At 62.1% G+C, this 13,626-nt stretch carries 11 protein-coding genes; 3 read left to right on the top strand and 8 right to left on the bottom strand.

What is annotated here, in order from left to right:
• Nucleotides 1–8 precede the first annotated feature (8 nt).
• Nucleotides 9–362: an amino acid kinase family protein gene (locus ACIPUD_RS33490; protein WP_446482346.1), complete on the bottom strand. Its 354-nt coding sequence runs from the start codon at nucleotides 360–362 to the stop codon at nucleotides 9–11.
• Between the two features lie 349 nt (nucleotides 363–711).
• Entirely contained in the window at nucleotides 712–1,896 is a 1,185-nt protein-coding gene (gene nagA, locus ACIPUD_RS33485) for an N-acetylglucosamine-6-phosphate deacetylase (RefSeq protein ID WP_085394009.1), read from the bottom strand.
• 108 nt (nucleotides 1,897–2,004) lie between these two features.
• On the opposite strand from nagA, the gene ACIPUD_RS33480 reads away from it, so the two are divergent.
• The 3 genes from ACIPUD_RS33480 to ACIPUD_RS33470 are packed head-to-tail and all read left to right on the top strand — an operon-like array spanning nucleotide 2,005 to nucleotide 4,914.
• Nucleotides 2,005–2,928 (top strand): BadF/BadG/BcrA/BcrD ATPase family protein, encoded by a 924-nt coding sequence (locus ACIPUD_RS33480; RefSeq protein ID WP_446482345.1) that lies wholly within the window; start codon nucleotides 2,005–2,007, stop codon nucleotides 2,926–2,928.
• Nucleotides 2,929–2,947: 19 nt separating this feature from the next.
• The gene (locus tag ACIPUD_RS33475) at nucleotides 2,948–3,904 is read left to right on the top strand and encodes an N-acetylmuramic acid 6-phosphate etherase (protein ID WP_317245994.1); all 957 of its coding nucleotides are present in this window, start codon (nucleotides 2,948–2,950) and stop codon (nucleotides 3,902–3,904) included.
• Nucleotides 3,905–3,915: 11 nt separating this feature from the next.
• A complete protein-coding gene (locus tag ACIPUD_RS33470) occupies nucleotides 3,916–4,914 on the top strand; it encodes an SIS domain-containing protein (RefSeq protein WP_317245993.1) in 999 nt (332 codons plus the stop codon).
• 756 nt (nucleotides 4,915–5,670) lie between these two features.
• Here the strand turns inward: ACIPUD_RS33470 and ACIPUD_RS33465 are convergent.
• The 6 genes from ACIPUD_RS33465 to ACIPUD_RS33440 all read right to left on the bottom strand — a co-directional run bounded on the left by ACIPUD_RS33465 (nucleotide 5,671) and on the right by ACIPUD_RS33440 (nucleotide 13,314).
• Nucleotides 5,671–5,877 (bottom strand): GDCCVxC domain-containing (seleno)protein, encoded by a 207-nt coding sequence (locus tag ACIPUD_RS33465; protein ID WP_317245992.1) that lies wholly within the window; start codon nucleotides 5,875–5,877, stop codon nucleotides 5,671–5,673.
• Between the two features lie 6 nt (nucleotides 5,878–5,883).
• On the bottom strand, nucleotides 5,884–6,135 hold the full coding sequence (locus ACIPUD_RS33460) for a hypothetical protein (protein WP_446482344.1): 252 nt from the start codon (nucleotides 6,133–6,135) through the stop codon (nucleotides 5,884–5,886).
• Nucleotides 6,136–7,478: 1,343 nt separating this feature from the next.
• A complete protein-coding gene (locus tag ACIPUD_RS33455; protein WP_377791795.1) occupies nucleotides 7,479–7,904 on the bottom strand; it encodes a CopG family transcriptional regulator in 426 nt (141 codons plus the stop codon).
• 6 nt (nucleotides 7,905–7,910) lie between these two features.
• Nucleotides 7,911–9,899: a conjugal transfer protein TraG gene (locus ACIPUD_RS33450; protein WP_446482343.1), complete on the bottom strand. Its 1,989-nt coding sequence runs from the start codon at nucleotides 9,897–9,899 to the stop codon at nucleotides 7,911–7,913.
• Between the two features lie 37 nt (nucleotides 9,900–9,936).
• Nucleotides 9,937–11,700 (bottom strand): relaxase/mobilization nuclease domain-containing protein, encoded by a 1,764-nt coding sequence (locus ACIPUD_RS33445; protein ID WP_446482342.1) that lies wholly within the window; start codon nucleotides 11,698–11,700, stop codon nucleotides 9,937–9,939.
• Between the two features lie 549 nt (nucleotides 11,701–12,249).
• Nucleotides 12,250–13,314, bottom strand: a complete 1,065-nt coding sequence (locus ACIPUD_RS33440; RefSeq protein WP_446482341.1) for an IS110 family transposase — start codon at nucleotides 13,312–13,314, stop codon at nucleotides 12,250–12,252.
• Nucleotides 13,315–13,626: the final 312 nt, after the last annotated feature.

The raw sequence follows: 13,626 nt of genomic DNA, 5'->3' as shown, positions 1-13,626 counted from the left end.
CAATCCGATCAACCCCGCACACGCTTCGCCGACGTCATTTTTGGAACGGCACATTCTGGCTTTTGCGCCAGCTCGACGCTGCGAAAATGCAGGATCTTCGCACCCCAAGAGCACATCTCCGACAGGAATGCGAAGTCCACTCGTCGCAGGGACTTTGCGTCCGGTACGATGCGAGGATCGGCCGAACAGATTCCGTCCACCTCCTTGATGATTTCACGGCGCTCGGCTTTCAGCGCGGCCGCCATCGCAACAGCCGTGGTGTCGCTGCCGCCGCGCCCGAGCGTGGTGATTTCCTGGTCGCCGCGTTCACGCCCTGAAATCTTGCCAGCACCACGACGCGTCCGCGACCGAGTTCCTCGCATAACCCAATGGGCCGCACATCAGAATGCGCGCCGAGCAATGTGAGTCGTCGGTCATTACGCCGGCCTGGCTGCCGGTGAAGCTGATGGCGGGCACGTGATCGGAAAGCGCTCCTCGGGGACATGCTGATGCGCTCACCGGTCGTTAGCAGCATGTCTAGCTCACGGCGATTGGGGGCTGACCTGATGAGCCATCTGGATCAACTGGTTGTGCCCATAGCAGAGACGATCGCCACGGCCCGATGACCACGGCCATCGAGCTCGGCAAGACTGCGGGCAACCGCACGAATTTTCGCCGGCGTTTCAAGACATACACCACCATATTTCTGCACGAGGATGGATGGTTGTGCATCTAACCTCGCTGAGAAGCCTCGCCCACCTCGCTGATCGAACCGACGCCGCAGATCCATGTGCCAATGACTTCGAAGTTCCGAGTAAAGGCCACTAGATCCGCGCGGTAGCCGAGCGCGATCCGTCCAAGCTCGGACTCGAGGCCAAGAAACGCCGCCGGCGTACGGGAGGCCATGATGAGGGCATCCACAAGGGATATTCCGAGCAGCGCAACGGCATTGCGCACCGCCTCGATCATGGTGAGGTGAGCGCCCGCGAGTGTACCATTGGGGCCCGTCAGGCGGTTGTCGTGCAAGGTGATTTGCCTCCCTTGCAGCATGAATTGCCGATCTTTCGTGCCCGCCAGCGGCATGGCGTCCGTGACCAGCATCAATCGATCGCGCCCCTTGCAGCGGAACGCAATACGCAAACCGGCGGGGTCGACGTGGATGCCGTCGCAGATGATCCCTGCAAACAGCCTGTCATCTCCAAGCGCGGCGCCGACCAGGCCCGGCTCCCGTGCCGATAGCTGTGACATGGCATTGAACAGATGGGTCACGGCCGATACGCCACGATCGACCGCCTGCCCGATCTGGGCTGCGGTAGCGTCGCTGTGGCCGGCAGCGATCCGTAATCCGGCGCCGATCAATTCATCAATCATGGAGGCGGGCACGCATTCCGGGGCCAGCGTCACCAAGGAGCGGCCTCGGTTCGCAAAGCTTTTGATGGCGGTGAGGTCGCGGCCGTTGGGCACGCGTATCTCGGCTTCTGGATGAATGCCCTTGCGGGACTTGTTGATGGCCGGTCCTTCCAGATGAAAGCCGAGCACGCCGGGAATTTTGAGGCACACCTCGGCTGCTGCAGCCAATCGCTCAATGACCTGGCTACGATCGGTGATGAGGGTCGGCAAGCATCCCGTGGTCCCCGCCTTACGGTGCGCTGCGACGATGCGGCAGACGCCGGCCTCGGTTGGCTGGTCGTTGAGAAGAACGCCCCCGCCTCCGTTCACCTGAACGTCGACGAATCCGGGTGCAAGGATCGCATTTGGGGGAAGCTGGACCGAAGCACCACGTCCCGAGTCGCCGAAGGCGATGCTCTTAATGTGGCCTTTCCAAATTCTGATGGTTCCCCGCCCGCGCATGGCGACACCGTCAAAGATTTGCGGCGCTGCAATCGTAAGAGCGGTGGAAGAGGAGCAGTCGTCCATCGGTATTCATCCGAGAGTGGCAGTCACAGACCTGTGAGACGAGTGCCATAACTCGCACGTGCCCAATTACGCATGGGACCCCGGCCCAAGCCCTCGCGTTAACATGGGATGGGAACAAAAGGTACCACGTATCTCGGCATTGATGGCGGCGGAACTCGCTGCCGTGCGCGCATCGAGGATGAAAACGGCAGGCTGCTTGGCGAAGCAAGCTCGGGACCTGCGACGACGCGGATTGGCGTCGACAAGGCTTGGCGCTCCATCATGGAGGCAACCGAAGCGGCCGCCAGACAGGCTGGACTCGCGCACGAGGATTTTGCGCAGATGCGCGCCGGAATTGGGCTCGCGGGGCTTGGCCGCCGAGGCGCGGAAGCGGCGCTCAAGGAGATCGCACATCCTTTTGCGTCCGTTATCTTCATCAGCGACGGCATGACTGCCTGTCTGGGTGCCCACAGCGGCGCGGACGGAGCGATCGTCGTGGCCGGCACGGGCTCGGTTGGCGTCGGCCTGATCGTCGGCTGCGAGATCCGCATTGCCGGTTACGGATTTCCAGTCTCGGACGAAGGCAGCGGCGCCGACATCGGCCTAGAGGTCGTGCGGTCGGCGCTACGGGCCGCGGATCGCCGGGGCGAGTTGACTCCATTGCTTGCAGAGGTGCTGGGCGCATTTGATCATGATCCTTATCAAGCGGTCGCCTGGTCTGAAGAAGCCCGGGCCACCGACTATGCCGCGTTCGCGCCGACAGTGATGCGGCACGCCAATCAGGGCGATCCGGTCGGCCGTCGCATTGTCGAACGGGCGGCCGATGCCATTGGCGATCTGCTCGATCTGTTCCTGGCGAGAGGAATTGACCGGCTCGCGCTGGTGGGTGGGCTCGCAGATGCCATTACGCCTTGGCTGACGCCCGATCTATGCGCCCGGCTGAAGCGTCCTGATGCCGACGCCGCCGCGGGCGCCCTTCTAGTGGCGCGGGGGCGGCTGGACGTGCCCAAAAGAGAAACTGACCACAAACAGGTCTCAAAGTTCCGCGGCTAAGGACACAGGGATCAACTCTATGGCAACCGAAGAAGTCGACCCCCGCTTTGCTGATCTCGACGCATGGTCGCTGACGTCAGCGATGGAAGCCATGTGGGAGGGCCAACTTGCGGCAGTTGCGGCGATTGGCCATGCCCTTCCCGCGATCACCGCGGCGACCGAAGCGGCCAAGGCGGCGCTCGGCGATCATGGACGCATCGTGTATGTCGGGGCCGGCACCTCCGGCCGCGTGGCGGTGCAGGACGGCGCCGAGTTGACGCCGACCTTCGCCTGGCCCAATGAGCGCGTCTGCTTTATCGTCGCTGGCGGAGACAGCGCATTCGTCACGAGCATCGAGGGCGCGGAGGACGACGTCGATGATGCAGTCGCGCAGATCAACGCCGCGCGGCTCACATCGCACGACGTGGTGATCGCGGTTGCCGCCAGCGGAACGACCCCCTTCACGGTGGCGGCGCTGCAGCAGGCTGGCTCTTTCGGTGCGGTGACGATCGGGGTCGCGAACAATCGCGGCACCGCACTGCTGGCATCTGCAAAATTTCCGATCCTCATCGAGACCGGCCGCGAGCTGATCGCCGGCTCGACGCGGATGAAGGCGGGCACCGCGCAGAAGGTCGTGCTCAACCTGATCTCCTCAGGGATCATGTTGCGCCTTGGCCGGGTGTATCGCAGCATGATGGTGAACATGCCGCCAAGCAATGCGAAGCTGAAGCGGCGGGCGGAGGCCATGGTGGTGCAAATCGCGCACTGCGATCCATCACAGGCGGCACGCTCGCTCGAGCAGGCCGAGGGAGACATCAAGACGGCAGCCCTTCTGGCGTTGGGTGTCAACAGGGCCGATGCACAGACGGTTCTGAATAATTGTAACGGCAACCTTCGGCGCGTGTTTGACGAGCTCGCCGAGAATCGCGACTCGAATCGCGACCGCCATTCCAAGGAGGTGACTGCACGCAACCCAGACGGAGCGGTTGAGCCGTGACATCATCGGCTATGGCGAGCGAAGTCGGGGAAAGCCCGGATGTTGTTGCCAACATCCTTCGCAGCCGCCCCGCCACACGCGACATCGCACAGCGAGTTGGGATCGGCTCGGCGCCCCTGTGCGTCATATGCGGGCGGGGAAGCTCCGGGCATGCCGGGGTCTACTTGAGGTACCTTGTCGAGACGCGGCTTCGCCTTCCCGTGTCAGCCAGCGCTCCCTCGGTGATCACGGCATTTCGCACGCCCCTGATGCTGCGCCATGCGCTGTTCATCGTGATCTCGCAATCCGGGCGCAGCCCGGATCTTGTCGCAGCGACCAGGTCCGCCCGGGCCGCGGGCGCGCGCACCGTCGCCATTGTCAATGTGACGTCCTCGCCGGTGGCTGACGAAGCCGAGTTCGTCGTTCCGATCGACGCCGGCCAAGAGCACTCTGTGGCGGCGACCAAGTCTGTGATCGGCTCGATGGCCGTTGGTGCCGCACTCGTGGCCGAGCTGGCGGAAGATCATGCGCTGCGGTCCGCGCTCGACAGGTTGCCCGAGCGCCTACATCGCGCGCTCGCGCTCGACTGGTCCGAGATTGCCGACGACTTCGCCAAGGCATCAGCGGTGTTCGTGGCAGCTCGGGGCCTGGGCCTGGGCTCGGCGCGAGAGATCGCGCTCAAGCTTTCGGAAATCCTGCGCCTGCCTTCCATTGGACTGAGCGCCGCTGAGTTGCAGCATGGGCCACGCGCCGCGCTATCATCGCGCACGCCGGTTCTCATGATGCGCCTCATGGATGAAACGGCGGCCACCGTGGACGCGCTGGCAGAGGAATTGCGCGAGCAAAAGATCTCGCTGCATCTCTGCGGTGGGCCGCGTGGCTCGCTGCCCTGGTTGACCGAGGATGACGCCGCCACCGATCCGATCACCATGCTTGTTCCGGCCTATCGGATGATCGAGCAGGCGGCGCACGCCTGCGGATTCGACCCGGATCGCCCCCCTCGCCTGAGCAAGATTACCGAGACGTTTTGACGGCAGAAACTCTCGCTTGCGGAAATTGCCAAGATGTCCGGCTTCGGCAACCAGAGCGACTGCCCACGCAGGCTGCGGACCAACGTGGAAGACGACCCACATGTAATAAGCACGCATCCCACAGGGCGGCGGAGTATCCAATCACCTCCGAACTCTCCGCTCACCACCATCCGCCCGAAAATGGGACTGTCGCGCTGCCAACCACACCTTTGCTCCAACCGACCGCCTGCGCGAACAAGCAAACGCTTGTCTGCCGCAATGTACTCCAAGATTTTGCAAAATTCGGCATTCAAGCCTTCGGCCGTCATGCGCGCGGCGTGACTGAGAAGGTCGGCGAAGCTCGTGCGTTGCAGAGCCAAGACCCCCGAGTTCGGCGAGCAGCTCCTGCTGCCGAATACGTAATCGGAGCGCACTTCCGGTCAAATCCTCAGGTTCGTTGCCTGGCTTTCCCTCAACTACGGGTTCGGCTGGGTCAGGTGTCGGGCTCATTCTCCCCGATAGCACAACGGGGATCAAAGCTCTCCGGAACTTTGCTCATCTTTGCTCGGGCATCCCCAGACCGCCTCGATGTCGGTTTGGGGTCAAAATGCGAAGAACTCAACGTGAGCAAATCTGGTCCGCCATGCCTCACTCAGCGGACCTCACCCGGTGCGCTGCTACTTCGCCGATGGACCACAAGCGGGAATGCCACTGAGTAGCTCCTTGCTCAAGCCTCATCGCGCAATGAACGGGTGAAGTTCACTCCCCTCATGGCAGCTAGCTACAGCAGCCCTTGCCGTTCTCTTGAACCGGCGGACAGGGAACGGTGCCGAAGGAACAGAACACGCAGCAGTCGCCGGGGAGCGGCCTCAGGCGCTCGCCGCAGCCTCTGCAGTCGTAGAAGAATTGGCAAGCGTCGGTCGGCATAATTTCGGCAGCAGCGTGACCGCACTTGGGACACGTGATTGTGGAGTTCAGGATCATTTACCTTCAAGCGCGTGGCAGGCACCGAGCAAGGAATTGCAGGCGAGCCTTCTTCTGATCGGCCGCCAGTTTTATCTTCTCTCTCAAAACGAGGATTTCGGAATTTTCTTTTTGGATCTCTGTGGGGATGCGAAGTGCTTCAAGCTGCTGGGCGGTCAGTTTTAATATCGCGGCATATGCGTACTCTGGATGTGGTGCATTGGATCGCTCTCTTCGTCGAGTCAGCGCTTGGAGAGGTTTTAGGAGGAAGCCCACCATTGGTCGGGGAATGGCTCCAGCAAAGTCCAATCGACTTGGTTGTCGTTGTCAGGGGGGCTGATAGCTCCTGCATTCCCGTTTAGTGGCGCGTGGCGACGGAGGCGAACAGACAAACCGCCCCGTTCACGACGTCGAACGCGGCGCGACGGTGGATGTGCCAAGCGTAATGGAGGCACACCGCGGGCGCTTCGCTCAGCTTCTTGCACCAGATCTCGAAGATCTTCCAATTCTGAGAGCTGAGAGGTGAGTTCGCTAAGTCGTTCGGCGTAAAGGATTGCGCGAGAGCCTCGCATAATGTCCTCCCCAACACAAAAAAAGCACTATCAGGATGGCGTCAGAGCAAATAGGCGCGAGTAGTAAAAGTAGAAGACTACCATCGGTATAGCGGATTTCAATACGTCAGGCTCACTGCCTCATGGTGTCGCTGTTTCAGTGCGGTCCATGACCGTTGGACAGCAAGGATCGAGCGATAAACTTGCATCATGCCCTCGTGAGGTCTGCAGTTATCCAGACAGCAAAAGGACCCGAGTTTCAGGGCGGTGAAGCTGGGGCTGTTAGCTGCTTGGCGAAGCAGCTGCCCCCTTGGGGAGGGGCGCGAGGAAATCTCGCTACTCCCTCAGGGGCAGCTCGATGCGCTGGAGTCCCGCTTTGGGTCATTGGACTAAACCGCTCGCGCGGTAGAACGCCGCCGCTGGCGACACGGCGAAGCAATAGGCGACAGCTCATCGTGACGAGCGGGGCAATTGGTGCGTAGCTGGCGACGATCCGATGATCGAGGACGTGCTGATCTGGAAGTTCGTGGCGGAGCACCAACCATTGCACAAGAGCCAACTCGAATTCTCGATCGCGATTATGTTTAACGTCGCGCTAGTTGGACCCCGTCCAGGCATCTCGACGTAAGCAGACTTACAAATGCGGTGATGCTCTTGACGAGCAGCTCGAAACAGTTTCGGCTCTGATAGCTCCGGGGGCTTTCCAGCCACCAGAGATCGGTTAGCCTCATGGCCTTCGAATATCGAGGAGCTCACGTTTAGATTGTGTGGTGTGGTATTTTTGCTATAGCCAAGCCATTGAAAGTACAGGTGCCGCCAAACATTAAATCCCCATAGGCGATCGTCCTGATCGTCTGAAGGTTGTTTGACGCGACTAGCTCGATCACGCGGCATCGTCCTACGTCCCCCCAGCGCGGTTTCCTCCTTTGGAGGCTTTCGGACGCCGGCCCCCGTGCGCGCGGCAACACCGTCATGGGGCCGGCATCCGAAACCCTTCACAGGAGCGGCCAATTTCCACTGCACTGGTCGGCTTCCGCTTTCACATCGAGAGCGGAAGAGATGCTGAGTCTCCTAGATTTTGTTCTCGGACTCCTCACGGCGGATATCCTCTGGAATTTCCCGCAGAAAGCTCTGCCCCTTCTGCAGCCGGCGTCCGAGCGCTTCGACGAATCCCTCGAAACGCTCCCGACCCTTCACTTGCGCCGCAGCCTGGGCTTCGTTGGGCAGGGGTGGCGTGATCGTCAGCCAGAAGCGGATGAACAGGGCGAGGGTCTCTGCCGTCAGACCGACGTCACGCTCCAGCCGCTGCATCTGACGCGATAGCCGGTCCAGGCGACGGGTAAACGCCGCCTCCCGTTTGTCCGCTCCGTCCGGTGACAGAAATGAAACAACAGCCGCTTCCACGATCGCAGACCGGGAAAGCTTCTTGCGATCGGCGAGGTCCGAGATCTGTCTCAGAAGCTCTGGCGGAAAATAGACGTTTATCCGGTCGCGCATGTTGCCTCAGAGCTCCATCCCATCATTCGGGTCCATGGCGATTTGACGGGCGACGCCGCGCATCTGTTGACGTATGAGCCGGGATTGACGGACCGCATCCTCGTCATCGTCAAGAACGGCAGCAAATTCTTCTGCCGGCGTCGGCTCGGTCGTCTCCTTGGCAATCGCGACGTGATCGGGGAGTTCGGGCTCGCGACGGAGACCGCTGTTCGCCGCGTCTTCCTCGGTTTCCGCAAGTTTATCAGTTGGGCTTCCCGTCGGGTTGAGCATTCCGGGCTCTGACCATCCGTCCGTTCGCGATGATCGGCCGGCCGTCGTCGGATCAGGCGGCGGAAGAACCCGCTCTGTGAATCGCCGGTCCTCGTAGTAGCGGACCTTCCTGGCCCGGATCGGCGCCGTCCCCGCCACCATGACAATCTCGTCCATTGGCGGAAGCTGCATGACCTCGCCGGGGGTCAAAAGTGGCCTCGCCGTCTCCTGCCGCGAGACCATGAGATGCCCCAGCCAGGGATTCAATCTGTGCCCGGCATAGTTCTTCATAGCCCTCATCTCGGTCGCTGTACCGAGCGCGTCCGAGACACGTTTTGCCGTCCGCTCGTCATTGGTCGCGAAGCTGACCCGGACGTGGCAGTTATCGAGGATGGCGTTGTTGGGCCCGTAGGCCTTCTCGATCTGATTGAGCGATTGCGCGATCAGGAAACTCTTAATGCCGTAGCCTGCCATGAAGGCGAGCGCGGATTCGAAGAAATCGAGCCTTCCCAGCGCTGGGAACTCGTCGAGCATCATCAGGACGCGATACCGGCGCTCGCGGGCGTGCAAGTCCTCGGTCAGGCGTCGGCCGATCTGGTTCAGCACCAGGCGGATCAACGGCTTGGTTCGTGAGATATCCGAGGGAGGCACCACCAGGTACAGCGTGGTGGGGCGGCTATCTGCGATCAGATCGGCAATCCGCCAGTCGCACCGGCAGGTCACCTGGGCCACCACGGGATCGCGGTACAGCCCGAGGAACGACATCGCGGTGGACAGGACGCCTGATCGTTCGTTCTCGGATTTGTTGAGGAGTTCGCGGGCGGTCGAGGCGACCACGGGATGAGCACCCTGCTCGGCAAGATGCGCGGTGGTCATCATCGCCTTCAGGGTCGCTTCGATCGGCCGCTTCGGGTCGGACAGGAAGACGGCCACTCCAGCCAGGGTCTTGTCTGCCTCGGCATAGAGGACATGGAGTATGGCTCCGACCAGGAGCGAATGACTGGTCTTCTCCCAATGGTTCCGCTTATCGAGCGAGCCTTCGGGGTCGACCAGAACGTCGGCCACGTTCTGAACGTCGCGAACCTCCCACTCCCCGCGCCGCACCTCGAGCAGCGGATTGTAGGCTGAGGATTTCGGGTTGGTCGGGTCGAACAACAGGACGCGGCCATGCCGCGCGCGAAAGCCGGCGGTCAGTTGCCAGTTCTCGCCCTTGATGTCGTGAACGATGGCCGAGCCAGGCCAGGCCAGCAACGAGGGAACGACAAGGCCGACACCTTTGCCCGACCGGGTGGGCGCAAAGCACAATACGTGCTCTGGTCCGTCATGGCGGAGGTAGTCGCGGTCAAGCTTACCGAGCACCACGCCATCTGGACTGAGGAGCCCTGCCGCTCGAACCTCTTCCGCATCAGCCCAGCGCGCCGAACCATAGGTCTCAACGTTCTTGGCCTCGCGCGCCCGCCAGACCGACATGCCGATCGCCGCCGCGACCGAAATGAATGTCCCCGACGCCGCGATGAAGGCGCCCTCGACGAAGACCTGAGGCGCATAGGCATCAAAGACGAACCACCACCAGAAGAAGACTGGTGGGTAATAGATCTTGAAGCCCAACAGTTCGAACCAGGGCGGCCCAAGCTCCGGCTGCCAGGCGAGCCGCCAGGCTGTCCACTCGGTCGCGCCCCAGATGGCCAGCAAGACGATCAGGCCGACAACGATCACCTGTCCCCACAGGATTTTGGTTCCGGACATCCCGAACGCCCTTTCCGCAACCGAATTGGAGAGATTGCTAGAGGCCGAGGTCGCGCTTGCGACCAAAGCTCCATTCGATACCGCCGCCGTCCTTCACCACGCCGGTGGTGTGTTGGCCGAGCCTCTTCTCGAGCTCGCGCGACCAAGGCACGAGTTGGAAACCCAGCCCGTTATCGATCATGGCGAAGCGCCCCGAGGAGAGCGTCAGACGCTGGCGATACGTACCTGCCACATGCTCCCCGGAGGCCGCCTTCACGTAAGGCAGGCCGGTGTCGGCCGAGACTTTTGCGGCCACCTCGTCCAGTTCACGTCGGCGCAACGTGTCCAGAAGGTCGCGCTGCAGGATGATGCGTTGGCCCTGCCGCCGAGCCAGACCCTCCTGAACGAGATGCTCGGTACGGGCTTCCATGGCGTCGCGGGTCTCGCGACCGAATCCGCCCATGGCGAGCGGCTTGGGATCGCGTTCGACGAGCCTGTGGTCGAGCCAGGTCGCTCCTTTAGCCGTGACCTGCCCACCGAGATCGAGATCGGAACGGGTTGCGAGCACCACGGTCGGCCGCGGATCGCCGACGCAGCCCAAGCGTCGGACTTCGACGATTCCGCCGATCGGCGGTGCGTGTTCGAAAGCCTCGATGCCTCGCACGCGGACGTGGTGCGCGCGCCCATCAGTTCCATCGATCAGCGCGTAAGCCTCACCCGTCAGCTCATCGTGCAATCCCCGATCGACTAGCCGTCCAATGATCTGGGACGAAGGCTGTCCACCTTCGATGACAAAGTCGGCAACGCCGCGCGCTTCTCCACGCTCCGTAAAGGCGCGGTGCATGGTCTTGATGATGTCGCCGCGCATGCCGAGGTCGCGCAAGCTGCGCTCAGCCTCGAGCCCGACCATCCACTCTCCGGGTGCGGCGGATGCAGCAAGGCCCATCTTCTCCAGATGTTGAAGCCGACCGACCATCAGGCGCCGGATCTCGGGATCGGACTTGCCGGGATTCTCGAGGCGAAGATCGATTGTGCCGGTCTCATCCGCCGCCAACCGGATCTCCCGATCGAGCCGCGTCCAACGTTCCGCCGTGACCTCCATTTCCAGCGAATTGCGGATCTCGTGCTCCGGTTTGGGGCCCAGTTCGATCGCGACCAGTTCCTCGGCGCGCGAGCGCAGGCCTTGGCTGATGTAGTCGCGTGAGATCACGAGATCGGCTCCATCCTGATCCACTCCCCGGATGAGAAGATGAACGTGAGGGTTGTCGGTATTCCAGTGATCAACGGCCACCCAATCAAGCCGCGTACCGAGATCGGTCTCCATCTGCCTGGCGAGATCGCGGGTGAAGGCCTTCAGGTCGGTCAGGTCGCCGGCGTCTTCCGGCGAGACAATGAACCTGAAATGATGGCGGTCGTCCTTGCACTGTTCTGCAAAGGCCGCGCTATCGGCGCAGTCGCAGCCCTCATCAAACATCTCGGCCCGCTCGTCGCTTCGCGTCACGCCGTCGCGCTTCAGATACGAGAGGTGGGCGGTTAGTGGTGCAGAACGGAAGGCTCGCCCCTTGTGCCGAACCACCCGCGCCTTCATCACGACGCGCCGCGCCGGGCTGAACAATCTGGCGCGGCTGAAACCGAGTCTACCGCGGCCAAAGGTCGAGCGCCCGTAGACCGCAGAGCGCCTGCCAACCGCAGACTGGCTCGATGTGTGCCCGGCTTTGTTCGCCGCGCGCAGCACCTTGTTGATGAAGCTCTTCGGCTTTGGCGCGCGGGTGCTGCGGATGCGGCCAGGCCGGATACGCAGTTCGCTGTCACCTGCTGTCATCCTTAGCGCTCCCCACGATCAAAAGCGCACACAGTGCCGAAAAGGCCTTTGATTGCATTCGTCAAAATGCAAGGTGCGGCACGCGCCCCGACCGACCGGCACGCCAGAACCCAAGCCATGCCAATGGCTTGCGGTTCGACCGGCGAGCCCCTTTTATCTCGCCTTCCTAATCGGGCGGGCAAAGTCAACTCATTCCTACGCTTTTCTTCGACTCTTCGCACTTCAGCCATTACCGACTCCCTGCATCAGCAACGCACAAGCGTCACCACAACCGCGCTTGCGATCGGCATTCACCAGGCGGGGTCCATGCGTTCCTTCGCGTTCAGCACTTCGGCCGTCGCATGCTCTTCATCAGGTTCGTAAACAGGGCTGTCCAAGCAGTCCGGCGCTCTCGTCCCCGAAGGGCGGCAGCAGGCAAGAGATAGCGGACATTCCCCGTTTCGCGGCCCCGCCAGGGGACGCTCACCGCGCGCGCGGATCTCTAATTTCGCTCCTCCTCAACATGCCGGGCGCAAACCCAGTGCTAATCCGTCGTCACCTGCACCGCAGCTATCGCGCCGGTTTTAACCGCAGGCGCTGCGTAACTTTGGCGCCGAACCCGACGTGGAAGTCGGTCTCGCTGACCCACATCCGGTGCAGAATGCTCGCTAGCTTGCGCGCGACCGCGGTGATCGCGCACAGCATGCTCGAGCGTTTGGCGATCCGCAGGCCCCAAGCGCGCAGTGCTGACCATTTCCTGACCCGCAGCAGCAGGCTTGCGGCCGCCTCGCAAAGCGCTTCGCGCACGGCGACATCGCCTTGTTTGCTAATCCGCCCCTCGTAATCGATCGACGTGCCGGACTGGTGCCGTTTCGGCGCCAAGCCAAAATGAGCGCCTACCGTTCGTGATCGCGCAAAGCGATGAGGGTCATCAACGCCAACCTTGAATGACAGGGCCGCAACAGGGCCGACGCCTGGAACCGTCATCAGACGCCGGCAGACAGCATCATGCTGAACCACCTGCAGCAGCACACGATGCAGGCGATCGTACCCCTCAAGAATGGCGCGGCGCACATCCAACATCGCTTCGATGGTCATTACGAAGATCGGATCGCTGCGCTCGATCAGCTCGCGCACGCGAGCTTCGTAAGCACTGCGGGCGATGGCTCCAACGAGCAACCCATAGGCCCGCAGCGCACCACGAATGTGGTTTTCGAGGTCGATCAGTTTGCGCTTGAGCAACTTCCGGCTGGTCAGCAGCGTGCGCATTTTCTGCATGTCGATGTTCTTGACATGGACGGCGCGGTACCAACCCAACCGCATCATCTGCGCGATGCCACGCGCATCATTCCGGTCGGTCTTGTTCCGCATTGTCGACAGCGACACGCGCATGTGGCGCGCTTCGACAACAATGATCGGGAGCCCCGCTGGCCGTAGTTCGCGATACAGCCAGATGCCAAGCGATGATGCCTCGACCCCCACTCTCTCGAGGCGATCCGCGTAGCCCTCTACTGCGGAGCGGATCGCCGCTGGCTCGGTGCTCACCTTGAGCTCACGGACGGTGAGACCCTCGCCATCGACGATGCAAAGACTGGTTTCTTCAAGACCGACATCCAACCCAACGTAAAGCTTCATCGGAGCTCTCCTGTGTTGCAACGAACGCCTAAGTCGTTGCACCAGGCTCCGGATTCGGCCACACGGCGGCTATCGTCGTGCACCGGTTTCTCGAAGCCCGATTTGAAGAGCCGTCCTGCTGTCGTGGTCTCCCGGTCGCCGGTTCCCGAAAGAGTCGCCGCGACCTGGCAGGCAGCTCGTGCAGCCCCCACTGCTTCCGAGCGCTTGCGATAGCGATCATTACCCGAAGTGCCGAGACACCCGAAGGGTGGCTCGATGAGGAGCGAAGCGACGCGCAGAGCGCGGGCCGAAGGCATCGCCCGTACGCCATCA

Source organism: Bradyrhizobium sp. CAR08, assembly GCF_052871955.1.
The sequence above is the reverse complement of the archived record's forward strand: the minus strand, read 5'-3'. Positions and strand labels throughout refer to the sequence as shown.